This is a genomic window from Aliisedimentitalea sp. MJ-SS2 (assembly GCF_032586155.1).
Taxonomy (GTDB): Bacteria; Pseudomonadota; Alphaproteobacteria; order Rhodobacterales; family Rhodobacteraceae; genus JAWHTC01.
Genome location: NZ_JAWHTC010000001.1, coordinates 238,282 through 260,232, shown reverse-complemented (window position 1 = coordinate 260,232; position 21,951 = coordinate 238,282). Strand labels below are relative to the sequence as shown.

General features: G+C 60.9%; 26 protein-coding genes and 1 riboswitch. Of the genes, 18 read left to right on the top strand and 8 right to left on the bottom strand.

The genetic code is table 11. The features are described 5' to 3' along the window. The first annotated feature begins 1 nt into the window (after position 1). Both RXV86_RS01220 and RXV86_RS01215 read left to right on the top strand, forming a co-directional pair. On the top strand, positions 2-334 hold the full coding sequence (locus tag RXV86_RS01220) for a hypothetical protein (RefSeq protein WP_316296974.1): 333 nt from the start codon (positions 2-4) through the stop codon (positions 332-334). Between the two features lie 181 nt (positions 335-515). Next, positions 516-1,526 carry a PhoH family protein gene (locus RXV86_RS01215; protein WP_316298403.1) on the top strand — a complete coding sequence of 337 codons (1,011 nt, stop codon included), beginning with the start codon at positions 516-518 and terminating at the stop codon, positions 1,524-1,526. Positions 1,527-1,566: 40 nt separating this feature from the next. Here RXV86_RS01215 and RXV86_RS01210 read toward each other — a convergent pair whose 3' ends face one another. Then, positions 1,567-2,220, bottom strand: coding sequence for a Fe2+-dependent dioxygenase (locus tag RXV86_RS01210; protein WP_316296973.1), 654 nt, complete (start codon positions 2,218-2,220; stop codon positions 1,567-1,569). 4 nt (positions 2,221-2,224) lie between these two features. Then, positions 2,225-3,019, bottom strand: coding sequence for a hypothetical protein (locus RXV86_RS01205; RefSeq protein WP_316296972.1), 795 nt, complete (start codon positions 3,017-3,019; stop codon positions 2,225-2,227). 117 nt (positions 3,020-3,136) lie between these two features. Here RXV86_RS01205 and ybeY point away from each other — a divergent pair, with 117 nt between their 5' ends. The 6 genes from ybeY to RXV86_RS01175 all read left to right on the top strand — a co-directional run bounded on the left by ybeY (position 3,137) and on the right by RXV86_RS01175 (position 9,146). After that, the gene (gene ybeY / locus RXV86_RS01200) at positions 3,137-3,643 is read left to right on the top strand and encodes an rRNA maturation RNase YbeY (protein WP_316296971.1); all 507 of its coding nucleotides are present in this window, start codon (positions 3,137-3,139) and stop codon (positions 3,641-3,643) included. Between the two features lie 30 nt (positions 3,644-3,673). Further along, on the top strand, positions 3,674-4,624 hold the full coding sequence (locus RXV86_RS01195; protein ID WP_316296970.1) for a hemolysin family protein: 951 nt from the start codon (positions 3,674-3,676) through the stop codon (positions 4,622-4,624). Continuing rightward, positions 4,617-6,176 carry an apolipoprotein N-acyltransferase gene (gene lnt / locus RXV86_RS01190; protein ID WP_316296969.1) on the top strand — a complete coding sequence of 520 codons (1,560 nt, stop codon included), beginning with the start codon at positions 4,617-4,619 and terminating at the stop codon, positions 6,174-6,176. The genes RXV86_RS01195 and lnt overlap by 8 nt, the downstream gene beginning before the upstream one ends. 32 nt (positions 6,177-6,208) lie before the next feature. Beyond that, positions 6,209-6,258, top strand: a riboswitch (SAM-SAH riboswitch). A 6-nt stretch (positions 6,259-6,264) separates the two neighbouring features. Continuing rightward, positions 6,265-7,431 (top strand): methionine adenosyltransferase, encoded by a 1,167-nt coding sequence (metK, locus tag RXV86_RS01185; RefSeq protein ID WP_316296968.1) that lies wholly within the window; start codon positions 6,265-6,267, stop codon positions 7,429-7,431. A gap of 210 nt (positions 7,432-7,641) precedes the next feature. Next, positions 7,642-8,517, top strand: coding sequence for a bile acid:sodium symporter (locus RXV86_RS01180; RefSeq protein WP_316296967.1), 876 nt, complete (start codon positions 7,642-7,644; stop codon positions 8,515-8,517). After that, positions 8,514-9,146 (top strand): glutathione S-transferase, encoded by a 633-nt coding sequence (locus RXV86_RS01175; RefSeq protein ID WP_316296966.1) that lies wholly within the window; start codon positions 8,514-8,516, stop codon positions 9,144-9,146. The genes RXV86_RS01180 and RXV86_RS01175 overlap by 4 nt, the downstream gene beginning before the upstream one ends. A 47-nt stretch (positions 9,147-9,193) precedes the next feature. Here the strand turns inward: RXV86_RS01175 and RXV86_RS01170 are convergent, their stop codons facing one another. Next, a complete protein-coding gene (locus tag RXV86_RS01170) occupies positions 9,194-9,616 on the bottom strand; it encodes a DoxX family protein (RefSeq protein ID WP_316296965.1) in 423 nt (140 codons plus the stop codon). A gap of 293 nt (positions 9,617-9,909) precedes the next feature. Here RXV86_RS01170 and RXV86_RS01165 point away from each other — a divergent pair, with 293 nt between their 5' ends. Beyond that, positions 9,910-10,215 carry a hypothetical protein gene (locus tag RXV86_RS01165; RefSeq protein WP_316296964.1) on the top strand — a complete coding sequence of 102 codons (306 nt, stop codon included), beginning with the start codon at positions 9,910-9,912 and terminating at the stop codon, positions 10,213-10,215. Between the two features lie 108 nt (positions 10,216-10,323). Next, positions 10,324-11,034 carry a tRNA (guanine(46)-N(7))-methyltransferase TrmB gene (locus RXV86_RS01160; RefSeq protein WP_316296963.1) on the top strand — a complete coding sequence of 237 codons (711 nt, stop codon included), beginning with the start codon at positions 10,324-10,326 and terminating at the stop codon, positions 11,032-11,034. Positions 11,035-11,141: 107 nt separating this feature from the next. Here the strand turns inward: RXV86_RS01160 and RXV86_RS01155 are convergent, their stop codons facing one another. Together RXV86_RS01155 and RXV86_RS01150 are read right to left on the bottom strand one after the other, a co-directional pair. Then, a complete protein-coding gene (locus tag RXV86_RS01155) occupies positions 11,142-11,930 on the bottom strand; it encodes an enoyl-ACP reductase (protein WP_316296962.1) in 789 nt (262 codons plus the stop codon). Between the two features lie 6 nt (positions 11,931-11,936). Further along, the gene (locus RXV86_RS01150; RefSeq protein WP_316296961.1) at positions 11,937-13,166 is read right to left on the bottom strand and encodes a beta-ketoacyl synthase N-terminal-like domain-containing protein; all 1,230 of its coding nucleotides are present in this window, start codon (positions 13,164-13,166) and stop codon (positions 11,937-11,939) included. A gap of 239 nt (positions 13,167-13,405) precedes the next feature. Between RXV86_RS01150 and RXV86_RS01145 the strand changes: the two genes are divergently transcribed. The 3 genes from RXV86_RS01145 (at position 13,406) to RXV86_RS01135 (ending at position 15,691) form a co-directional block, all read left to right on the top strand. Then, complete coding sequence (locus RXV86_RS01145) at positions 13,406-14,287, top strand: DMT family transporter (protein WP_316296960.1); 882 nt, start codon at positions 13,406-13,408, stop codon at positions 14,285-14,287. Positions 14,288-14,419: 132 nt separating this feature from the next. Then, positions 14,420-15,304 carry a sulfotransferase gene (locus RXV86_RS01140; protein ID WP_316296959.1) on the top strand — a complete coding sequence of 295 codons (885 nt, stop codon included), beginning with the start codon at positions 14,420-14,422 and terminating at the stop codon, positions 15,302-15,304. Positions 15,305-15,436: 132 nt separating this feature from the next. Beyond that, positions 15,437-15,691 (top strand): hypothetical protein, encoded by a 255-nt coding sequence (locus RXV86_RS01135; RefSeq protein ID WP_316296958.1) that lies wholly within the window; start codon positions 15,437-15,439, stop codon positions 15,689-15,691. Positions 15,692-15,780: 89 nt separating this feature from the next. Here RXV86_RS01135 and fabA read toward each other — a convergent pair whose 3' ends face one another. Continuing rightward, positions 15,781-16,290, bottom strand: coding sequence for a bifunctional 3-hydroxydecanoyl-ACP dehydratase/trans-2-decenoyl-ACP isomerase (fabA, locus tag RXV86_RS01130; RefSeq protein WP_316296957.1), 510 nt, complete (start codon positions 16,288-16,290; stop codon positions 15,781-15,783). Between the two features lie 206 nt (positions 16,291-16,496). On the opposite strand from fabA, the gene irrA reads away from it, so the two are divergent. Both irrA and RXV86_RS01120 read left to right on the top strand, forming a co-directional pair. Next, positions 16,497-16,940 carry an iron response transcriptional regulator IrrA gene (gene irrA / locus RXV86_RS01125; RefSeq protein WP_316296956.1) on the top strand — a complete coding sequence of 148 codons (444 nt, stop codon included), beginning with the start codon at positions 16,497-16,499 and terminating at the stop codon, positions 16,938-16,940. Between the two features lie 82 nt (positions 16,941-17,022). Further along, positions 17,023-18,015 carry an NADPH:quinone reductase gene (locus RXV86_RS01120; protein ID WP_316296955.1) on the top strand — a complete coding sequence of 331 codons (993 nt, stop codon included), beginning with the start codon at positions 17,023-17,025 and terminating at the stop codon, positions 18,013-18,015. A gap of 157 nt (positions 18,016-18,172) precedes the next feature. On the opposite strand, the gene RXV86_RS01115 is transcribed toward RXV86_RS01120, so the two are convergent. Together RXV86_RS01115 and RXV86_RS01110 are read right to left on the bottom strand one after the other, a co-directional pair. Next, entirely contained in the window at positions 18,173-18,814 is a 642-nt protein-coding gene (locus tag RXV86_RS01115) for a hypothetical protein (protein ID WP_316296954.1), read from the bottom strand. Between the two features lie 57 nt (positions 18,815-18,871). Then, complete coding sequence (locus RXV86_RS01110) at positions 18,872-19,300, bottom strand: peptidylprolyl isomerase (protein ID WP_316296953.1); 429 nt, start codon at positions 19,298-19,300, stop codon at positions 18,872-18,874. Positions 19,301-19,457: 157 nt separating this feature from the next. Between RXV86_RS01110 and RXV86_RS01105 the strand changes: the two genes are divergently transcribed. The 3 genes from RXV86_RS01105 to RXV86_RS01095 are packed head-to-tail and all read left to right on the top strand — an operon-like array spanning position 19,458 to position 21,932. Continuing rightward, complete coding sequence (locus tag RXV86_RS01105) at positions 19,458-20,165, top strand: haloacid dehalogenase type II (RefSeq protein WP_316296952.1); 708 nt, start codon at positions 19,458-19,460, stop codon at positions 20,163-20,165. Then, positions 20,143-20,961 (top strand): alpha/beta hydrolase, encoded by an 819-nt coding sequence (locus tag RXV86_RS01100; RefSeq protein ID WP_316296951.1) that lies wholly within the window; start codon positions 20,143-20,145, stop codon positions 20,959-20,961. The genes RXV86_RS01105 and RXV86_RS01100 overlap by 23 nt, the downstream gene beginning before the upstream one ends. Then, a complete protein-coding gene (locus tag RXV86_RS01095) occupies positions 20,958-21,932 on the top strand; it encodes a threonine/serine dehydratase (RefSeq protein ID WP_316298401.1) in 975 nt (324 codons plus the stop codon). The genes RXV86_RS01100 and RXV86_RS01095 overlap by 4 nt, the downstream gene beginning before the upstream one ends. Positions 21,933-21,951: the final 19 nt, after the last annotated feature.

Genomic DNA, 21,951 nt, shown 5'->3' with positions numbered 1-21,951 from the left:
CATGACATTGAAAACAGTACTCCTCGTGCTCACCGCCACCACGCTCGTGGCAGGATGCAGCGAAACCGCAATCCAGAATTATCACGGTGAGGTCGGCCCCGACAAATCGCACGATCTTGGCCGTGACAAAAAACACCTGAGCCAGCTCCGGGCCGGTATCTGGGTCGATCCAAACGGCTGCGACCACTGGATCATCGACGATGGCGTTGAAGGTTATCTGTCGGCCCGGCTCGACAAGAACGGCAAGCCGGTCTGCTCGGGGACATCCACACCGAATGTGGTAATTGGTCCGTTCAAAGGCGGCGACACAAGACGCCACGGCGACCCTCTCTAATTTTTGGAGCATCAGCATCAAAAGCCGAGTAGCAGGATTATCTGCTTCGCGGCTTTTTTTGTCGCGATTTAGTGACATTTCCCGTTGCCACCTTGCATTGCAGCGCCGGGCTTGGCAGCATTGAAAAATACGACCGCACGACGCGGATCGCCCCAAGGAGATTTGATTGGCCACTACCGAGCTGCCCCAGCCTGGCACGACCGCCGCGACCGACCCGGATGCGCTTGCCGAATACCTGGTCGAATTTCCCGACAACCGCCTGTTGATTGAACTATGCGGCGAATATGACCGCAATCTTGCCGAGATAGAGCAGAAGCTCGGTGTGCAGATTCTGCGCCGTGGCAATCAGCTTGCGGTCATTGGCGATGCGACTTCCGCCGAAGAGGCCCGGATCGTGTTGAACGCTCTATACGAACGGCTTGAATCCGGGCGCCATGTGGCGCCGGGCGATGTCGATCGTGAATTGCGGATGGAATCGCCGACAGGCGCCGCCGACAGCGCTGACCAGATGGAGATGTTCCGCGCTGGCCGGGTCGAGATTCGCACCCGCAAGAAAACCGTCGAACCGCGTACCGATGCACAGAAAGCCTACGTGGAATCGCTTTTCTCCAATGAGCTGGGTTTTGGCATCGGTCCGGCGGGCACCGGCAAGACCTATCTCGCCGTGGCCGTGGGTGTGAACATGTTCATCGAAGGTCACGTGGATCGTATCATTCTGTCTCGCCCCGCCGTGGAGGCGGGCGAAAAGCTGGGCTACTTACCGGGCGATATGAAGGACAAGGTCGATCCCTACATGCAGCCGCTTTATGACGCGCTGAACGATTTCCTTCCTGGAAAACAGCTGGCCAAGCTGATCGAGGAAAAACGCATCGAGATCGCCCCGCTGGCCTTCATGCGGGGCCGCACACTGGCCAATGCCTTTGTCGTGTTGGACGAGGCACAGAACGCCACGACCATGCAGATGAAGATGTTCCTGACCCGTCTTGGCGAAGGCTCGCGCATGGTGATCACCGGCGACCGGAGCCAGGTTGACCTGCCCCGTGGCGTACCCTCGGGCCTGGCCGATGCGGAAAGGCTGCTCGATCGCATCGAGGGGATAAGCTTCAATTACTTCACGTCCAAGGACGTGGTGCGCCACCCGCTGGTCGCCGCCATCATCGAGGCCTATGACAAGGCCGACCCGGCGCGCTGAACCTGTGTTGTGATCGCCGCGCCGCGCGTTTCCTAAAAAACTAAACGGCCCACATCCGTAGCAGGTTCGAGCGGGATTTCGACAGTAGCAGCGCCTGCGTAACGTCGCCAACCGCCTCGGCCCGCCCATGGGCCTGCCACAGGTCGAACAGGATCTCGCGCTGGCGCGGATCGCGCACCCAGCTGGTGGCCCAGCCCGCGATGGCAATACGAACACCGGATGTTACCTCCTCAACCCGGTGCAGCGTGTCGGACGGGTAAATCACCATCTCGCCCTGTTCCAGCTTGAAGGATCTTTCCTCGGAAGGGTCGGAAATGCAAAGCGCTCCACCATCGTAACTCTCTGGCGGGGAAAGGAAAATCGTGAAGGACACGTCGGTACGCCCGCCCGCCATCAGCGCGTTGTCAATGTGGTCGCCGTATTCGCCGCCGCCCTCGGTTCGCGACAGAACCATGCCGGCAAACCCCTTGGGATAGACCACGGCCTGAAACAGTGGATTGGACAGACAGACGGATTTGACCTTGGCAAGCACCGCATCTCGGTCTGCCCCAGCCGCGGCCTGTTGGTTGCGCTTGACCGCGCCCGCCACACGCCCCGCTGTCTTTCCGCCATCCTCGAACGGCAGCGCCTGCGCCGCCTCGTAGATGACCATTGCCTCCGCCTCGGAAAACAGATCGCTCAATACGATGGGCATGGGCCTATCTCTGCCTCAGCGCGATGATCTCGATCCAGCCCGCGGCAACGGCCAGTTGGCTGGCATCCTTGGCTGCCTCGGTTGCAGTCAGACCGGGGTATAGCGCTACGGTACCTTCCAATTGCTCCAAAACTTCGCCCCCCGCCTTGGCCAACACCTCATCTTCCCCTTCCATCATCGAAAGGGCACGGATCTTGGCAACCGCGAGAAACCCCCAGCTGTCGCGATATTCGATGGCCAGTTCGACCCGGCCTTCATCCACCCCGCCCTCATATTCGGCCGCCGCCAGCGCCACCAATTCGCGGATCGATAGGAGCCGATCATAGGCGGACGCTTGCGCCGCGTCTGCTGTCCCGGCCATGGCTGTCAGCAACACTGCCAACCGGGCACTCACCTCATCATTTGCCGCATCTTCGGAAATCGCCTTCAGGAAGGCCGCGGCCTCCTCCGAGAACCCCGGCGCAGCATATTTCACCAAAGCGTCTTCAATATCCTCGTAGAACGCGTGGTGCGATTCCTCCAGATGTGCCCGTGCGCCATCGCGTTCGCCAATCAGATACAGCTCGGCAGCAATCCGGTAGGTTCCTTCGAAATAGCCCAACCGGGTCAGGAAGGCCGACGGTCCCTCACTCATCTCGATGCCGGCTTCGCCCGCTTCTCCACTCTCGGCGGCATGGCTCGGCGTTGTGAAGACGACCTGCGCTATCACTGGTTGCACGGCGATCAGCCCGGCGGCGGTCAACGCGGTCCATTTGCGGGGTTTGACCGTACGAGTCGGGGTTTTGCGATCAATGGACATGTGCATGATCTCTTTTCTGAGTTTTTTAGTTGGTTAAATCACTTCAGCTACCACGTCAAGCGGACCGCTGCACCGATTTCCCCTATCGTCGGCCGTGACGTCGGGTTAGGAAGCGCCATGCAGATCGACATTCTCATAGACGACCCACGCTGGCAGGAACCCGGGCTGGAGCACCTCGCTCAGCGCGCTGCCGATGCGGTCGGTGACCACCTGGGTCTACCCGCAGACACCGAACTGTCGATCCTGGCCTGCGATGACGCCCGTATCGCCGTGCTCAATACCGAGTTTCGAGGCAAAGCCGCCCCCACCAACGTGCTCAGCTGGCCGGAAACAGACCTGTCGGCCGAGGAAGAAGGCGGGACACCTCATTTCTCCAATGCGGGCGCAGAACGGCCTGACGAGGCATTCATAGGTGACATCGCTATTGCCTATGACACTTGCGCCCGCGAGGCCGCAGAGCAGCGGATTTCAATGGCGGATCACACGACTCATCTGGTCGTTCACGGGATATTGCACCTGCTGGGCTACGATCACGAGCGTGACCGTGATGCCACTTTAATGGAAGGCTTGGAGACGGTGATACTTGGCAAACTGGGTGTCGCTGACCCATATAGGGACAACTGACGGGGGATCCCCCCCTTTTGGAAAGGAACGATGGGCGACAGTAACGACGGATCGTCTGGCGCAGCGCAAGGCGCGCAGGACAATCAAAATGGCGGGCAAAAGGACGGGAATAAGGACATGGTCCAATCGTCCGACGCGCAGGATGACGCAGCGCAGCCGCTCAAATCCGGCTTCTTCCGGCGAATCATTGGGGCCCTCAGTCCCACGGATGTCGGCGAGCCACCCGAACCTGTAACCCCGACTCCGGTACAACCCGCTGCGCCAAGTATGCTCAATCTGCGGCGGCTTTCGGTCGAGGACGTGATGATTCCCAAGGCTGACATCATCTCGGTCCCGTCAACCATCACAAAAGACGAGTTGGTCGCGGTCTTCCGCGACAGCGGACTGACGAGGTTGCCCGTCTACCAGGAAACGCTCGACAGTCCGATCGGACTGGCACACCTGAAGGATTTCGCGCTTCAGCACGGGTTCAACGGCGGCTCCAAGGGTCGCTTTGCGCTGAAGAAGATGCTGCGGCCGTTGCTCTACGTGCCGCCCTCGATGCCGTTGGGCGTGTTGCTGGCCAAGATGCAGGCCGAACGACGTCACCTGGCGTTGGTGATCGACGAGTACGGTGGGGTCGACGGGCTGTTGACCATCGAGGACCTGATCGAACAGGTCGTGGGCGAGATCGAGGACGAACATGATCAGGCAGAGGATCGGATGTTCACCCGGGCCAAGGACGGGGCTTACCTAGCGTTGGCCAAGACCCCGCTTGACGATTTCGAAGCCGAAATCGGCCGGTCACTGACCACGCACGAGGACGTGGACGAGGAAGAGATCGACACGCTGGGCGGGCTAGTCTTCATGTTGGCGGGACATGTGCCCTCACGCGGTGAGGTGATCCGCCACCCCGATGGTACCGAGTTCGAGATCCTCGACGCCGACCCGCGCCGGATCAAGCGGCTGCGGGTCTGTTTGACAAAACGGACCAATGGCTGAGCCCGACCACCGACCGTATCCGGTCTCCCGGTTCGAAGCGCGGGCGGCGTTGCTGTTCCTGCGGCGGCTGATGGGCTTGTCCGCCTTGTCGGGCGGTCTCGCGGCGCTGGCGCATGCGCCGTTCTACCTGTGGCCTCTGGGACTGCTCGGACTAACCGGCATGTTTGCTCTTTTCCGGGCGGCAAGTGGCCCTTGGCCCGCCTTCTGGATCGGCTGGGCCGGGGGAACCGGTTATTTCGCCGTGGCGCTGTTCTGGATCGTCGAGCCGTTCTTTGTCGACCTGACCCGGCACGGCTGGATGGCGCCCTTTGCCCTGATCTTCCTGTCCGGCGGTCTGGCGCTGTTCTGGGGCGCGGCCAGCACGCTGGCCTATCGGCTCGGACGTCGGCCATCGGGTTGGATCATGGCCCTGACCGGCGCGGAGCTCTTGCGCAGTTACCTGCTGACCGGTTTTCCCTGGGCGCTAATCGGGTATGTCTGGACGCCCAGCCCGGCGGCGCATTATGCGTCCCTGATCGGACCGCACGGGCTGACCATGGCGGCGTTGATCGTGGCGGTGACGCTTTGGCACCTTGGCACCCATGCGCGCGCCAAGGCAATGGCGATGATCGCGCTCTACGGGCTTTTGATCGGTGGCGGGATTCTTCTGGGACGGTCACCGGAACCCGCCCTTGACGCGCCGCTGATCCGAATGGTGCAACCCAACGCCCCACAGCATCAGAAATGGGACCCTGACCACGTGCTGCGCTTCTTTGACCGACAGCTCGATTATACTGCGCGGCCAGGCGCCAGCCGCCCGCCGGATCTGATCGTCTGGCCGGAAACCGCCATTCCCTGGCTTCTGGACGGGGCTGACCTGGCGTTGCAACAGATCACCCGCGCCGCCGGGGAAACCCCGGTTGTGTTAGGCCTGCGCCGGCTCGAACAACAACGGCTTTTCAATGCGCTGATCGTGCTGGGCCCTGATGGCAAGGTCGACGCACGCTATGACAAGCACCACCTTGTGCCGTTCGGTGAATACTTTCCGATGGGCGATCTGGCCGCGAAATTCGGCATTCGCGGATTGGCCGCTGGCGAAGGCTACGGCTACTCTTCGGGTCCGGGAGCACAGCTGATCAGCTTGCCGGGCATCGGAGATGCGTTGCCGTTGATCTGTTACGAGGCGGTTTTCCCCCAGGACGTGCGGGCAGCACCCAGCCGTCCGCGCCTGTTACTGCAACTCACCAACGATGCCTGGTTCGGACAGTTCTCGGGGCCGTTCCAGCACCTGCAACAGGCCCAGATGCGCGCTATCGAACAGGGTCTGCCAATGCTGCGTGTGGCCAATACCGGTGTCTCGGCGATGATCGACGCCAAGGGACGGATCACCCGGCACATTCCGCTGGGCAGCGCCGGCTTCGCCGATGTCACCCTTCCCCGGGCGCTGCCTCCGACGATTTACGCCCGTGTCGGTGACTGGCCGGTTATCGGGCTTGTGCTGATCGGTTTGCTGGCCTGTTTCTTGCGACGGCGCAACACCGCGCACCGCACGCCGGGGGCGGATTTCGGTTGACCCGCTGGCACCTCGCGCGTAACGAAGGCGCAGCGCCCCCACAACGGCTTCCTGACGTGACGGGCAATAACCCATTGGAGCACTTTTCATGACACGAAAAAACTACGTTTTCACCTCGGAATCCGTTTCCGAAGGCCACCCGGATAAGGTCTGTGACCGGATTTCCGATGCTGTTCTCGATGCCTTCTTCACCGAAGACCCCTATTCCCGCGTTGCCTGCGAAACCATGGCGACCACCGACCGAGTCGTCATCGGCGGCGAGGTCCGCGGCCCCGGCGACGTCATCAAGCGGGTCGAAGAAATCGCCCGCGAATGTGTCAAGGATATCGGTTACGAGCAGCAGGGCTTTCACTGGGCCAACATGAAGGTCAACAACTACCTTCATGCCCAATCCGCCGACATCGCTCAGGGCGTTGATGGCGGGGCGGACAAGGATGAAGGCGCCGGCGACCAGGGCATCATGTTCGGTTATGCCTGCACCGAGACCGACGCGCTGATGCCAGCCCCAATCCAGTATTCCCACGCGATCCTGCGCCGCCTGGCCGAGGTCCGCAAATCCGGGAAAGAACCCGCCCTTGGCCCTGATGCAAAGAGCCAGCTTTCGATTCGTTACGAAGACGGCAAGCCGGTCGAGGTTACTTCGGTTGTGCTCTCGACGCAGCATCTTGATCCCGATCTCAGCTCGAATGACGTACGCGCCATCGTCGAGCCGTATATCCGCGAGATCCTGCCGGCCGACTGGCTGACTAAAGTCACCGAATGGCACGTCAACCCGACCGGCAAGTTCGTCATCGGTGGCCCCGATGGCGATGCAGGCCTGACCGGTCGCAAGATCATCGTCGATACCTATGGCGGCGCGGCGCCGCATGGCGGCGGCGCGTTCTCGGGCAAGGACCCAACCAAAGTTGACCGTTCAGCAGCCTACGCTGCACGCTACCTGGCCAAGAACGTGGTTGCTGCCGGCATGGCGGATCGCTGCACCCTGCAGCTTGCCTATGCTATCGGCGTGTCCAAGCCGCTGTCGATCTATGTCGACACCCACGGCACCGGCCAGGTTCACGAAGCCGAGATCGAAAAGGCCGTGGCCACCGCAATGGACCTGACCCCGCGAGGCATCCGCACCCATCTGGGTCTGAACAAGCCGATCTACCAGCGCACAGCGGCCTATGGCCACTTCGGCCGCGCCCCTGACGAACAGGGCGGTTTCAGTTGGGAAAAGACGGACCTTGTCGACGCTTTGAAAAAGGCCGTCTGAGCCAGTTTTGGAACTGGTCAATCCACACGAATTGAAGGGCGGGGCCAGAACAGCCCCGCCCTTTTGTTTTCGCCTGCGGTTTCTTCCTATCGCTCACCGTTACGAACCCTTCCCAAAAAACTGATTTTCTGACACGATTGTGGGGCGTGGACATCATCTGGCCCCCTGCCCGACCGGTACGGGGGCCTGACAACATAAAGGAAGCACTGGATGCTGGTCGATGTCGGACTGCCACTTTCGCTGGCAATCATCATGTTCTCATTGGGCCTTGGCCTCACCTTTGCCGATTTCGGCCGGGTCCTGTCGATGCCACGCGCAGTTGTAACCGGCATGGTGATGCAGATGGCAGCCTTACCATTGGTCGCCTTCGCGCTACTTGTGGCCTTCGACATGCCACCCGCCATCGCCTTCGGAGTCATGCTGTTGGCCTTTTGTCCTGGGGGCATCTCATCCAGCATCCTGACCCGACTGGGCGGCGGCAACGTGGCGCTATCGATCACCCTGACCGGGGTGGTCAGCCTGTTTTCCGCCTTTACCGTGCCATTCCTGACCGCCTGGGCCGCCGCACGATTCCTAGGCACCGCCGCACCCGAACTCAATGTCACCGGCATCGCTATGGTGATGTTCGCCCTAACCTTCGTGCCGGTGATGATCGGCGTGCTGTTCCGATTTGTTGCCCCCGAGATTGCCGACCGGATCGACGGTGGTGTGTTCAAACTGGCCACCGTGCTGTTCATTCTCGTGGTGGTCGGGGCGCTGGCGTCTAACTGGGCATTGTTCATGGACAACATCGCCCGGCTGGGGCCGCTTTTGATGCTGCTCAACCTCGTACTTCTGGTGCTTGGGGTTCTGGTATCGAAATTGCTGGGCTTAACAGGTGGAGATGCACTTTGCATTTCCGTCGAGATGGGCGTTCAGAATGCCGCTCTTGGCATCACCGTGGCAGGGCTTGTCGCCCATAGCGCAGGCATTTCGGAATTCGCCGTGCCCGCAGGGGTTTACGGCATCACCATGTATGTTGTCACGCTGCCTGGTATCTGGGTTATGCGTCGCATGTTCCACCTCAATGGTACTGCATCAGCATGATTTTCTATGATTGTCCAACCGCGCCCAGCCCGCGCCGGGCGCGGATGTTTGTCGTCGAAAAAGGCCTGGAGATCGACACACGCCAGATCAGCATCGCCGACGGAGAACAGCTCTCACCCGATTTCCTCGCCGTGAACCCACGCGCCACGGTGCCTGTGCTGATAACTGACGAGGGCACTGCGCTGACCGAGAACCTGGCAATCGCCACCTATCTCGAGGCCCGCTATCCCGAACCACCGCTGATGGGGCGTAATGCCGATGAAAAAGGACGCGTGGCGATGTGGAACGCCATCTGCGAGGGTCAGGGCGGCATGGCCGTGGCCGAAACCTTTCGCAATTCCCACCCGGCGATGAAGGGCCGCGCCCTGCCCGGACCGCTGGACCTTGACCAGATCCCGGAACTGGCTGCACGTGGTCAGAAACGGGTCGCAGCCTTTTTCGATCTGTTGGAAGAACGCCTTGGGGATAGCGAATGGCTTGCTGGAGACGCTTTTTCACTGGCTGACATCACCGGCTTTGTCTTTGTCGACTTCGCCCGGGTGATCCGCACCCGCATCCCCGAGGGCAACGCCGCGACCCAGGCCTGGTTCGACCGGATTGCATCCCGGCCCAGCGCGACGGCGTGTTGAAGGCCCCTTCGCAGGGGCCTTCGTAGTCCGACCGGTGATTGGTGTCGTCATTCGGCGGATTGAAGGGACGTGCGGCGGTTTCCGATCGAATAGGCACCGCTGCCCAGGGCCACGATCATCATCATGCCGCCGGCGATGCTGACGTTCTTCATGAAGCTGATCATTTGCGTTTGGGCCTCCATCCCTTCCATGCCCAGAGATGGCAGAAAGTGAAAGACCAACCCGGAAAGCAGAGTGAACCCTGCCAACAGGAACGCGACAATGCGCACTTGCCAGCCCAACAGCAAGGCGATACCGCCGCCCAATTCGGTCAGGATGACCAGCGGCAACAGCGCACCGGGCACGCCCATCATGTCCATATAGGCCTGCGTACCGGCGTAGCCGGTGATTTTCTGTGCGCCGGCCATGATGAAGATCAAGGCCAACATGAACCGGCCGATAGGCGCGGCAAGGGTTTGAAACTGTGTCATTGCGTGATGAATCCTGTTCTGTGATCGTGCTGCTTGCCCTGGTCCCGGGGCGACGAGCATCATATAACGCTCCACTCAAATTCTAACAATTTATAGAAAACTGACCAATTATGTGCAATTTTGCACACTCCGATCAGTTTGTTGTCTCCCCACCCGTCATGCGCCGCCGTCGGGCTGACGCCGGAAAATGACGCCAAATTAACCTTAACACGCCCGAAATGCGCCGGAATTCTCCCTTAGCTCATGGTCTTGGGGCAGACTGTCCCGCGCTCTGACAAGTTAAGGATATGATGATGATCATGAAATCCATCGAGGTCTATTATGACATCGCCACCATCCCGGGGATCGCACAAAGCGACCTGCACGGCGCGCTCGATTTCCGCAACTCGGCCATGGAGCTGGTTGAAACAGCGTTGGAAGAGGCTGGCGCCGGTGAATGGGAAGGCGCCGAGATCGGCATGGGCGAGGTCAATTTCGGGTTCAGCGTCGAGGATTTCGACCGCGCTGAAGGCATCGTGCGCAAGGCTGTGACGGGAACCCCCTATGCCAACATCCGCGAGATCACTCGCAGCGAATTTGATCCCGCGGCGTATCAATAAAGATACCTAATCTCCGATCATCGCGCATCGTCTACATCCTCAGGCTCGCTGTCAGGCTGAGCCATCAAGCCATTGATCCTCCGCGCGCGCCGCGTTAACAGGCGCGCCATGCAGGACAAACACCCCAAAGGCGCCCCGTGGCGCAACTTCTATGGCCGGATCAAGGGTAAGACCCTGAAACCGGCGCAGGAACGCTACCTGGCCGAAGATCTCGCAGCGCTGTCGCCCGGCCCGGTAGACTGGGACGCCAACCCGGAACGAACGCCCCTCGATCTGAAAAAGATGTTTGGTGGGCGCGATACCTGGCTTGAGATCGGGTTTGGCGGCGGAGAGCACATGGTGCACCAAGCCGCCAGCAACCCGGATGTGGGCATCATTGGCGCCGAGCCGTATATCAACGGCGTGGCCATGCTGCTGGGAAAAATTCGCAAGGCCGGGTGCGATAATGTCCGCATCCACCCCGGCGATGTGCGCGACCTGTTTGACGTGCTGCCCGATCAGTCGATTTCACGCGCCTTCCTGCTCTACCCCGACCCCTGGCCCAAAAAGCGCCACCATCGCCGCCGGTTCGTGACACCCGAGCACCTTGAACCGTTAGCCCGCGTGTTGAAACCCGGCGCAATCTTTCGCGTGGCAACAGACATTCCTGACTATGTGCGGCAAACCTTGGAACAGGTGCCCGGCCACGGCTTTGAATGGCTTGCCGAGGGGCCATTGGATTGGCGCGAACCGTGGGACGACTGGATCTCCACCCGCTACGAACAAAAAGCTCTGCGCGAAGGCCGGGTGCCGCATTACCTGACGTTCCGACGAATTTGAATTGGACAAGGACTTTCGACGCCCTTGAAAACACGACTTCGAAATCGTGCAGGAAGCGGCTTTGAAGCCGCTTGCATCAAGGCGTTTCAAAACGCCTTTTTCCCGGCTTACAGGTGATCTTGCTGCGGCATGCCCAGCACGTGAAACCCGCCATCGACGCGGATGATCTCGCCGCTGGTGCAGGCCCCATCATCCGAGGCTAGGTAGACTGCCGTACCGCCAATAGACTCGAGCGTCGCATTGGCCCGCATAGGTGCGTTCTGCTCGGTATGGCGGAAGGTCTTGCGTGCCCCGCCAATCGCCGCGCCGGCCAAAGTTTTCATCGGACCTGGCGAAACGGCGTTCACCCGGATACCCTGCGGCCCTAGATCGTTGGCCAGGTACCGTACCGTAGCTTCCAGCGCCGCCTTGGCCACGCCCATCACGTTATAATTCGGGACAACCCGGTTCGACCCCTGGTAGGTCAGCGTCAGGATGGTGCCGCCATCCGACATCATCGGTTCTGCCCGGCGCGCCACTTCGATCAGCGAATAGCAGGAAATATCAAGCGAATTCTTGAAATTCTCGCGGCTGGTGTTGAGAAACCGACCTGTCAGCTCGTCCTTGTTGGAAAAGGCAATGGCATGGACGACGAAGTCCAGCCGGTCCCATTTCGAGTTCAATTCGTCAAAGGCACGATCCAGCGATGCATCGTCGGTCACGTCGACATCGACCATGAAATCCGATCCCAGCGATTGCGCCAGCGGCAGAACCCGCTTGCCGAACGCCTCACCCTGGTAGGTAAAGGCCAGCTCGGCCCCCTCGTCGGCCATCGCCTTTGCAATGCCCCAGGCGATCGAGCGGTCATTGGCAACCCCCATGATCAGCCCGCGCTTGCCTTTCATACGTTCGCCCATAATCGCTTATCCCAAATATTTCGACAAAATCATCGAGCCGTTGGTGCCACCAAACCCGAAGGAGTTGGTCATCACCGAATCGAGTCCGGCATTTTCAACCAGATCGGTCGCCACTTCACCGGGGTTGATCCCCTCGGCCAGGGTGTCGACATTGATCGACGGGATGATGAAATCGCCATCCAACGCCAACAGACAGAAAATCGCTTCCAGCGCACCCGCCGCACCCTGCGCGTGACCCGTCATCGACTTGGTTGAACTGATTGGCGGCACGTTGCCCTCGCCAAAGACGCGACGCACCGCTTCGACTTCGCCCACGTCCCCGACCGGTGTTGAGGTACCGTGCGCGTTGACATAGCCCACCTTGCGTCCTTCGGGCAGGGTTTCCAGCGCCAGACGCATGGCCCGTTCGCCGCCCTCACCCGATGGGGCGACCATGTCGTGCCCGTCGCTGGTGGCGGCAAATCCGGTCACTTCGGCGTAGATCTTGGCGCCGCGCGCCAGTGCGTGTTCCAGTTCTTCCAGCACGACGATCCCGCCGCCACCGGAAATCACGAACCCGTCGCGGTTTTCATCAAACGCGCGCGAAGCCTTGTCGGGTGTCTCGTTGTATTTGCTGGACATCGCGCCCATCGCGTCAAACAGGCAGGACAGGGTCCAGTCCAGCTCTTCGCCGCCACCAGCAAACATCACGTCCTGCTTGCCCAGCATGATCTGCTCGGCAGCATTCCCGATGCAATGCAGCGAGGTCGAACAGGCGCTGGTGATCGAATAGTTGATGCCCTTGATCTTGTAGGCTGTGGCCAGGTTGGCCGAAATCGTCGAGGACATGCATTTGGGCACCGCGAACGGCCCAATCCGCTTGGTCGCGCCGGTTTTCAGAACCGTCTGATGCGCGGTGAGCATGGCGCTGGTCGACGGCCCGCCCGATCCGGCCACAAGGCCGGTGCGCGGATTGACGATGTCACTTTCCTCCAGCCCGGCATCGACAATTGCCTGGCCCATTGCAATATGAGCATAGGCCGCGCCCGGCCCCATGAAGCGCAGCGTGCGCTTGTCCACATTGGCGGCCAGATCAATGTCGATCTTGCCCGAAACCTGACTGCGAAAACCATGTTCGATCATCGTCTCGTCAGCAGTGATCCCGGATTTTCCGGCCTTGAGCGATTGGGTGACTTCTTCGGCATTTACACCGATAGACGAAACGATACCCAGGCCGGTGACAACAACACGCTTCATGCGCGCTCTCCTTCTCGAATTCAGGAACTTAGATAGAGACGTGAGGGGTGCGGTGCAACCGGAATGAAGCAGGGCGGCACAGGGTGTAGCGCGCGCGCCGCCTTGAAATGGACGGCAGAAAGGCTTGCGCCTCAAACTTGGGCATCCTTCATTGACAGACCGGGGCAAGTCGGGCAGCCCCGTTCACCGAGGCGGGGGACACCGCGCCCCTTTAAAACCGGATCGGAATTCTTGTGGACATGATTGCCAACCACCGGGCCAACCAGATTGGCAGCCTCTGGATGATCGCCTCGATGGGGCTGTTTGCCATCGAGGATGCGTTCATCAAAGCCGCCGCCAAGGCTCTGCCCATTGGCGAAATCCTGATCGTCTTCGGCGCGGGCGGCACGGTTGCCTTCGCAGGGTTGGCGCTCATCGCCCGACAGCCCCTTTTCGTGCCGGATGCCCTGTCTCGCCCTATGCGCATCCGAGTGGTGTTCGAAGTTATCGGTCGGCTGTTTTACGTACTGGCCCTGTGGCTGATCCCGCTATCGGCGGCAACTGTGATTTTGCAGGCCACCCCTCTGGTGGTGGTGGCCGGTGCCGCGGTAATCTTTGGCGAACAGGTTGGATGGCGCCGCTGGGCCGCCATCCTCATCGGCCTAACCGGGGTCATTATCATCATCCAGCCCGGTGCGGACGGATTCTCGGTCTTGTCCCTTCTGGCCGTCTTCGGCATGCTCGGCTTTGCCGGTCGCGACCTTGCCAGCCGCGCCGCGCCCGCCTCGCTTGGTGCCGCAGTGCTTGGATTTTATGGTTTTCTCGCCATCATAATCGCCGGACTCGTCTGCACGCTGTTGCAGGAAGAAGCATTTCAGCGCCCCGACCAAAACACGAGCATGGCCCTTTTGGGCGCTGTTCTCGCCGGGGTCGGTGCCTATGCCTGCCTGATGAAGGCCATGCGCACTGGCGAGGTCTCAGCCGTCACCCCGTTCCGATACACCCGGTTGTTGTTCGGCATCGCCCTTGGGATTGCAGTCTTCGACGAGCAGTTTACCCTGCCGATGCTCGTTGGCTCGGGCCTGATCGTGTTGTCGGGCCTGTTCATCCTGCAACGCAGCAAACAGGCGGCCGTCCTTTAAACGAACAAACGGCAAAGCAATTCAGACCTGACCGTGCCGGATTGGCAGGTCCTGTCTCGGTTGAGTAGACGCAAAGCCTGTGGCAACCTGCCTTTCAAGCTGTATTCGAGCTGTATCCCAAAGGGGACCGCAATGACCGCTGCCCCGCCAAGACTCCGCCGATTTGGCGACCTGGACGGCAAGACCTTCCTGATCTGCGTCGGTGCCGCCAAATGCGCGACCAGTTGGCTGCATTCCTATCTCGGTGCCCTGCCCGAAGCTGTGGTATCGCCGCTCAAAGAGCTACACTTCTTCGATGCCAGGTTTTCCACCAACGCGCTTTTCGATCCCGATGCCTTTGCTCTGAAGCGCCTAACCTTCCACCTGAGCCAGGCTGGTGCGCAAACTTCGAACCTGCTGGACCACGCGACCTTTCAGGCCAGCGTCGACCGGGCCCAAATGATCTATGATGACAATGCATACTTCGCGCATTTCGCGCGGCTTTGCACCGGCTCCACGCGATGCCTGTGCGATCTTACGCCAGGCTATTCCGCCATTGGACCCGAAGGGTTTGCCTACATGCGTGAATTCTTCGCGGCGCAAGGCACAAGGTTGAAAATCCTGTTTATCATGCGCGATCCCATTGCCCGGTTCTGGTCACAGCTTCGACACCTGCAGCAACTGAACCCGAAAAACGAAATCGCCCGCAACTGGCCCAAAGCGCTTGAGGCATCCGCACTCAGGGCGCGAGCGGATTATCGCTCAATCGTCACATCGCTCGATCAGGTTTTTCCGGCAAATGACCTGCTCTATCTCTTCTATGAATCGCTGTTTCACGAGAACACCCTACACCGGCTTTGCGGGTTTGCAGATGTCGCCTATGAACCGGCTCAACCCTATGAAAAGAAAAACGAAACGACCGTCAAACTACCACTGCCGCCAGCTGCCCGAAACGCGTTGGAAACGCTTCTCGCTCCGCAATATGCTTTCTGCCACGACCGGTTCGGCAGCGCGGTTCCAACTGACTGGCGCGAATGACCATGTGAGGAAAACCTTACTCGACGCGTTGCAGGCCCGCCCGCTACGATCAGGCATTACATTGAGTACAATTGTCCAAATACGGTTTGCCCGGCTTCGGGGATACCGGAGCATTTAACGGAGGACTTTACCATGCCAGAAGACGCCTTGATCGGTTTTCGCTTTTTCAGCAGCTCCAACAGCCCGACTATTGTCAATGAGGCCGCCGAACGCAACGCGACTCAGCATCTGGAAAACGACATCGCACATTTCCATGCGATCCAGCACCTCGATCGTGCCACAGACGCAGTGCAGGCAGCCGCAACGCGCAATGATCGCCGGGACGAGCCGGGTTTCGAAGACAATGTGCCCCCCGACCTGATCGGACCTGACGACTTCCTGCTATAGGAATGACCAACAAGACCTGGGTGCGCCAAGGCCAACTGCTGCGGCGCATCCGATCACCGCAAAGTGGTGTGAATAGCTTGCGGGTTGGCTCAGCTTTCGCTCAGCGCGACCTTCATATCCTTGACTTCGTAGATCACTTCACCATCGGCTTCGACGATGCCGTCGGCAACGCCCATGGTCAGACGCCGGGTCTGAATCGCCTTGGTGAAATCAATCTTGTAGGTCAGCATCTTGCGGTCAGGCCGCACCATGCCTTTCAGTTTCACCTCGCCCACGCCCAGCGCATAACCGCGCCCGGTCCAGCCGCGCCAACCGAGGTTAAATCCTGTCAGTTGCCACAGCCCATCCAGGCCCAGACAGCCCGGCATGATCGGGTTGCCGGGGAAGTGACACTCAAAGAACCACAGGTCCGGCTTGATATCGAACTCGGCCAGGATATGACCCTTGCCATGTGCCCCGCCATCGGCTGAGATATCGATGATCCGGTCCATCATCAGCATCGGCGGCTCGGGCAACTGCGCATTGCCGGGGCCAAAAAGCTCGCCACGGGCACATTTCAACAGGTCATCGCGGTCAAAGCTGCTCGGGTATTGGGACATCTGCTTGGCGGTCCTTCGCTTGATACTTGCGGGTATGGCTCCCTTTCCCTCTATCACCCGCGCCAAAGGAGAGGCAATAGGGGCTGCCGTCGCAGCCAGGCCCCGGATGTCGCAGCCTCGGCGGCTCAAAAGGATTTCCGTTGAAAACAGGGGTTGAAACCCCTTATATTGCTTGGAACCCATGTATTGCAGCCTTCGGGCCGCGCATGACACAAGGGAACGCGCACGTGACCAAGACACAAACCGCTGAACATCGCGGCCAGGACTGGCTTGCCGGTGCAGGGCTGCGCCCAACCCGCCAACGGCTCGCACTGGCAACGCTCTTGGTGGGCGATGGACAGCATCGCCACGTCACCGCCGAAAGCCTGTTTGACGCCAGCCGCGACGCGGGCGAAAAAGTGTCGCTTGCCACGGTCTACAATACCCTGCGCGCTTTTTGTCAGGCGGGGCTCTTAAGCGAAATCACCGTCGACGGCACCAAAAGCTATTTCGACACCAACACCACCGAGCACCCGCACTTCTTTTGGGAAGACAGCGGCGCGCTGACCGATGCCGCCACCGAAAGGCTGCAGATCTCGAATCTGCCGCAAGCCCCGGCGGGCGCCGAGATCGCGAGCGTCGACGTGGTGATCCGGTTGCGCCGGACGTAACGGAACGGTGGGCTGGCCCCACCTGAGACTTGCGCTTGCCCGCCAATCACGGTTCCCTGAGGCAAACCATCAGGAGAGCCTCATGCACGCCATCACCTATACCAAATTCGGCCCCGCCGCCAAGGTGCTGAAACTGCGCGACATGCCTACGCCCAACCCGGCGGCGGGCGAGGTTCTGGTGCGCCTGCACCGATCCGGTGTGAACCCGTCGGACGTCAAGGCCCGCGCCGGTAACCGCCCCGGCGTCACCGAGCCCGCTTTCCCTGTGATCATCCCCCATTCCGATGGCGCCGGCATGATCGAGGCCGCTGGGAAGGGCGTCGACCCCTCCCGCGTTGGCGAACGGGTCTGGATCTGGAACGGCCAGTGGCAGCGACCGCACGGCACCGCCGCCAGCCACATCACCCTACCCGCCGATCAGGCCGTTCCCCTGCCCGAAAGCGTCAGCTTCGACACCGGGGCCACGCTCGGCATCCCCGCTCTCACAGCCGCGCAAACGGTCTTTGGCAGCGGCCCGGTCACTGGCCAGACGCTGCTCGTCTCGGGCGGTGGCGGCTCTGTCGGCCACCTCGCCATTCAGCTTGCGATCTGGGGCGGCGCCAAGGTCATCGCCACCGTCGGCTCGGGCCGCTCGGGCGACGATGCCCGCGCCGCCGGAGCGAGCGCCGTTCTCGACTACGCCTCCCCCGACCTCGCCACCGATATTCTTGCCGCCAACGATGGCGCCGAAATCGACCGCGCGGTGGAATGCGAATTCGGCCCCAATATCGACCTCTTGGCCCAGGTAATGAAACCGCTCGGCACCATCGCCGCTTATGGCTCTGCCGCCGACATGACTCCCACGCTGCCTTTCGGCTCGCTTCTCTTCAAGGCGATCAAGATCGACATCTCACTGATCTACATCCTACCCTTGGCTAAACGCCTGGAGCGCGTCGCCCAGATCCACACCGCGCTCACCCAACGTGCACTCACCTCGCGCGTCCATGCCACCTATCCATTGGCAGAAACTGCAAACGCCCACGAAGCGGTTGAGGCCGCCGGTCGCCATGGCGCCATCCTTCTCGATTGTACCTGACCAAAGCCTCTTTCTTGGCCCAAGTACTCACTGCAACACTGCACCTGCGTGCGGTACTGCCGGAATCAACGGAACCGCTCACCAAAGAGCCACTCCGCTTGTCCCGGCAAAAGCCGGGACGAGCTTATCAAGCGACGCCGCAGGCGTCACCGCTGGATCAGGTTTCGTCCGGGCGCTCCCCGATCTTCTTGCGCGAACGCGCCAGCCCTTCGTCAAACCCCTCACCATCACCGAAATCGACGAATCCGGCGTAATGTCGATGCGGGTCCTTCAACCCGCCCGCGTGCTTGATCGGACACCAATAGGCCTCAGTCCGCCCGGCCACTTCCCGCACCCAAGCCAGAACCCCATTGCAATAACCGCAATAGATACAGTTCAGCTTCTGCAAGCCGTTGAGATAGGCCAGGTGATGCCGGTCAATGCGGATATGATCCCGGCGCGGCACTTTGGGGATGCCGTAAACCGGGAAGCACGCCGCCTGGTAGACGGTCACGAACAAATCGAGCAGCACAAACGGCACGATCAGCGCATAGATGAAGGGCGCCGTCAGCACCACCATCGGACGGGTCGCCTTTAGAAAGGTCCAGAGCCGCACCCTGAGTTTGCGATGCCGCCGCCGGGCCTCGTCCTCAAACACCACCCGACCGCGCTCCAGCCGATAGCGAAACGCCTCGCGCCGCTTGGACAGTTCGGCCTCCATCTCACTCTGCAATGCACGGATGCGTGCCAGGATGGTGTCGATTACCGATACGTCCTGCGGATCGGTTGTGTCAGGCGTGTTTTCAGGGGTCTCGGGCATGTCTGGCCTCGCTGGGTGCTGTGACCCGTCAAGCCTAACACGCCCGTACTTCGAACCCTAGCCGATCGAGACCAGCTCCACCGCAAAGGTCAGGTCCTTGCCCGCCAGCGGATGGTTGGCGTCCAGAACCACGTGGGTCTCTGAAATCTCGAAAATGGTCAGGGTCATGACCTGGCCTTCCTGGTTTTGCGCGTGCACCTGTGTGCCGATCTCCATTGGAATCTCATCGGGCAGCTCGGTGCGCGGCACCGACTGACGGGCCTCCTCGAAGACCGGTCCATAAGCTTGGTCGGCGGGCGCCTTGATCTCGCGTTTGTCACCGACGCTCATACCTTCCATCCCGACTTCCAGTCCCGGGATCACCTGGCCCTGGCCAAAGGTGAACTCCAGCGGATCGCGGCCCTCGCTCGAGTCGAAAACGCTGCCGTCATCCAGTGTACCGGTATAGTGAATTTGGACGGTATCGCCCTGCTTGACCTGTGCCATGTCGTGTTCTCCCGTCCATTTGAATCTGGCAATGAGAGGTGAACCTACAGAGCGCGCTTGCGCATTGCAAACCGCTTCCCCGCGACACTTCACCCCTTTTGCCCTTTTCCCTGTCCGCGCGCCGTGCCAACCTGCGCCCGGATCAAGGGGGAAGACCATGCCGATCAAAGCCTGCGTTTTCGATGCCTACGGCACGCTGTTTGACGTGGCCGCCGCCGCACGCCAGGCCGCCGCCGAACCGGGGGGCGAAGCGCTATCCGAGAACTGGCCGCAACTGGCCGCTCATTGGCGCACGAAACAGCTGCAATACACCTGGCTGCGCGCGGTCACGGGCGATCACACCGATTTCTGGTCCGTGACCCAGGATGGTCTCGACTGGGCGATGGAAGCCGTGGGCCTTTCGGAGCCGGCCATCCGCGAACGCCTGTTGCAACTCTACTGGGAGCTGTCGGCCTACCCCGAGGTCCCTGCCATGCTCGCCAAACTGAAAGAGATGGGCCTTGCCACCGCGATCCTGTCCAACGGCTCTCCGGATATGCTGGACGGCGCCGTCAATTCCGCAGGCATCAGTATGTATCTCGACGACAACCTCTCGGTCGAAAGCGTTGGCATCTTCAAACCCGCCGACGTGGTCTACGAACTGGTCACCCAGCGCTTCAGTTGCACCCGCGACGAGGTATTGTTTGTCTCTTCGAACGGTTGGGACGCCGCCTGTGCGGCCGCCTACGGTTTTGAAACCGCTTGGGTCAACCGCGCGGGTGAACCCGTAGACCGTTTGCCTGGTCAACCCAAGCACGTGCTGTCCGATCTCACCACCATCCCGCAACTGGCAGATCCGAACTATGGCAAGTTTCACAACCTCTGACGGGGTATCCCTGCATTACAAAGACGAAGGCGAGGGTACACCGCTTCTCTGCCTCGCCGGTCTTACCCGCAACGCCACCGATTTCGATTTCGTGGCCCCGCATCTCGACGGGACTCGACTGATCCGGCTCGATTACCGGGGCCGCGGCAAATCGAAATGGGCCGACCCGGCCACCTACACCATTCCCGTCGAGGCCCGCGACACGCTCGAACTGCTCGACCACTTGAGGCTCGAAAAAGTTGCCATCCTCGGCACCTCTCGAGGCGGTCTCATCGCCATGACACTGGCAGCCCTCGCCCATGACCGTTTGCTCGGTGTGGTACTCAACGATGTCGGCCCCGAACTTGACCCAGAAGGCCTTGAGGCGATCGCAACCTATATCGGGCGCAATCCGTCCCACCGGACCCATAACGATCTGCTCGAAATCTGGCCCGACGTGATCGTCGGCTTCAACAACGTACCGAAAAGCCGCTTCCGCGAGGAAATCGCGCGGCTATATGACGAAACGCCCGAAGGCCTGCGCATCACCTACGATCCGAAACTGCGCGATGCCGTTCTGGCCGCCGCCGAGGCCCCGATGCCCGATCTCTGGCCGCTGTTCGACGCGCTGAGCGGCCTGCCCCTCTGCGCGCTCCGGGCAGAAAACTCCAACATCCTGCCCGAAGCAACCTTCGCGGAAATGCAACGCCGCCGTCCCGACATGATCGCCGCCGGTGTTAAGGATCGCGGTCATGTCCCCTATCTCGACGAACCTGACAGCCTCGCCGCCATACGCCAATGGATGAACCTGCTATGAATATCGACATGATCCGCGCCGCCGCCGCCCGCCTATCGGGCCGTGCCCGCCGTACCCCGCTGCTTTCATCCCCGTTTCTCGATGGCCTCGCTGGGCGAAGGCTGCTCCTCAAAGCCGAGTGCCTGCAACACACTGGCAGTTTCAAGTTTCGCGGCGGCTGGTCCGCCATTTCCGCGCTGGACCCTGATATCCGCTCCAAGGGTGTGATCGCCTATTCGTCTGGCAACCATGCCCAAGGCGTCGCCCATGCCGCCACGCTACATGGCATCCCATCGGTCATCGTCATGCCCGCTGACGCACCACAGCTCAAAATTGCCAACACCCGTGCCCTGGGCGCCGAGGTGGTGCTCTATGATCGCGCCGGCGGCGAGGACCGTGGCGCCATCGGTCAGGCAATTTCGCAAGAACGCGGTCTGACCCTGATCAAACCCTATGACGAGCCACTTGTGATCGCAGGGCAAGGCACCTGCGGGTTGGAAATCGCCGAACAGATGGCCGAGGCTGGAATCGAAAATGCCGAGGTTCTGGTCAATTGCGGCGGCGGCGGCCTGACCGCCGGTGTGGCTCTGGCACTCGAGGCCGAGGCCCCTCCTCTGCGTGTTCGCCCGGTCGAACCTGAACGCTTCGACGACACCGCCCGATCGCTTATCTCCGGTCAGATCGAACGCAACGAAAGCGAAAGCGGCTCGATCTGCGACGCCATCCTGACCAACGGCCCCGGCGAAAACACCTTCCCGATCCTTCAACGCCTCTGCGGCCCCGGCCTCGTCGTCACCGAAGACGAGTGCCTGCGCGCCATGGCACTGGCCTTCCTGCGCCTCAAGATCGTTCTGGAACCGGGGGGTGCCGCCTCGCTTGCTGCTGCGCTTTTCCATGGCGGCGACCTTCAAGGCGATACCGTCGTCGCCATTGCCACCGGCGGTAATGTCGACCCGTCGATGTTCACGCGCGCGCTGGAGACACTGGATTGACACCCCTAGCCCCTCTTTC

Bases quoted from the DNA above. Each gene is read 5' to 3' on its own strand.
- RXV86_RS01220 (WP_316296974.1), top strand. From the start codon at position 2: ATGACATTGAAAACAGTACTCCTCGTGCTCACCGCCACCACGCTCGTG.
- RXV86_RS01210 (WP_316296973.1), bottom strand. From the start codon at position 2,220: ATGCCCATCGTATTGAGCGATCTGTTTTCCGAGGCGGAGGCAATGGTC.
- RXV86_RS01205 (WP_316296972.1), bottom strand. From the start codon at position 3,019: ATGTCCATTGATCGCAAAACCCCGACTCGTACGGTCAAACCCCGCAAA.
- ybeY (WP_316296971.1), top strand. From the start codon at position 3,137: ATGCAGATCGACATTCTCATAGACGACCCACGCTGGCAGGAACCCGGG.
- RXV86_RS01195 (WP_316296970.1), top strand. From the start codon at position 3,674: ATGGGCGACAGTAACGACGGATCGTCTGGCGCAGCGCAAGGCGCGCAG.
- lnt (WP_316296969.1), top strand. From the start codon at position 4,617: ATGGCTGAGCCCGACCACCGACCGTATCCGGTCTCCCGGTTCGAAGCG.
- metK (WP_316296968.1), top strand. From the start codon at position 6,265: ATGACACGAAAAAACTACGTTTTCACCTCGGAATCCGTTTCCGAAGGC.
- RXV86_RS01180 (WP_316296967.1), top strand. From the start codon at position 7,642: ATGCTGGTCGATGTCGGACTGCCACTTTCGCTGGCAATCATCATGTTC.
- RXV86_RS01175 (WP_316296966.1), top strand. From the start codon at position 8,514: ATGATTTTCTATGATTGTCCAACCGCGCCCAGCCCGCGCCGGGCGCGG.
- RXV86_RS01170 (WP_316296965.1), bottom strand. From the start codon at position 9,616: ATGACACAGTTTCAAACCCTTGCCGCGCCTATCGGCCGGTTCATGTTG.
- RXV86_RS01165 (WP_316296964.1), top strand. From the start codon at position 9,910: ATGATCATGAAATCCATCGAGGTCTATTATGACATCGCCACCATCCCG.
- RXV86_RS01160 (WP_316296963.1), top strand. From the start codon at position 10,324: ATGCAGGACAAACACCCCAAAGGCGCCCCGTGGCGCAACTTCTATGGC.
- RXV86_RS01155 (WP_316296962.1), bottom strand. From the start codon at position 11,930: ATGGGCGAACGTATGAAAGGCAAGCGCGGGCTGATCATGGGGGTTGCC.
- RXV86_RS01150 (WP_316296961.1), bottom strand. From the start codon at position 13,166: ATGAAGCGTGTTGTTGTCACCGGCCTGGGTATCGTTTCGTCTATCGGT.
- RXV86_RS01145 (WP_316296960.1), top strand. From the start codon at position 13,406: ATGATTGCCAACCACCGGGCCAACCAGATTGGCAGCCTCTGGATGATC.
- RXV86_RS01140 (WP_316296959.1), top strand. From the start codon at position 14,420: ATGACCGCTGCCCCGCCAAGACTCCGCCGATTTGGCGACCTGGACGGC.
- RXV86_RS01135 (WP_316296958.1), top strand. From the start codon at position 15,437: ATGCCAGAAGACGCCTTGATCGGTTTTCGCTTTTTCAGCAGCTCCAAC.
- fabA (WP_316296957.1), bottom strand. From the start codon at position 16,290: ATGTCCCAATACCCGAGCAGCTTTGACCGCGATGACCTGTTGAAATGT.
- irrA (WP_316296956.1), top strand. From the start codon at position 16,497: ATGACACAAGGGAACGCGCACGTGACCAAGACACAAACCGCTGAACAT.
- RXV86_RS01120 (WP_316296955.1), top strand. From the start codon at position 17,023: ATGCACGCCATCACCTATACCAAATTCGGCCCCGCCGCCAAGGTGCTG.
- RXV86_RS01115 (WP_316296954.1), bottom strand. From the start codon at position 18,814: ATGCCCGAGACCCCTGAAAACACGCCTGACACAACCGATCCGCAGGAC.
- RXV86_RS01110 (WP_316296953.1), bottom strand. From the start codon at position 19,300: ATGGCACAGGTCAAGCAGGGCGATACCGTCCAAATTCACTATACCGGT.
- RXV86_RS01105 (WP_316296952.1), top strand. From the start codon at position 19,458: ATGCCGATCAAAGCCTGCGTTTTCGATGCCTACGGCACGCTGTTTGAC.
- RXV86_RS01100 (WP_316296951.1), top strand. From the start codon at position 20,143: ATGGCAAGTTTCACAACCTCTGACGGGGTATCCCTGCATTACAAAGAC.
- RXV86_RS01095 (WP_316298401.1), top strand. From the start codon at position 20,958: ATGAATATCGACATGATCCGCGCCGCCGCCGCCCGCCTATCGGGCCGT.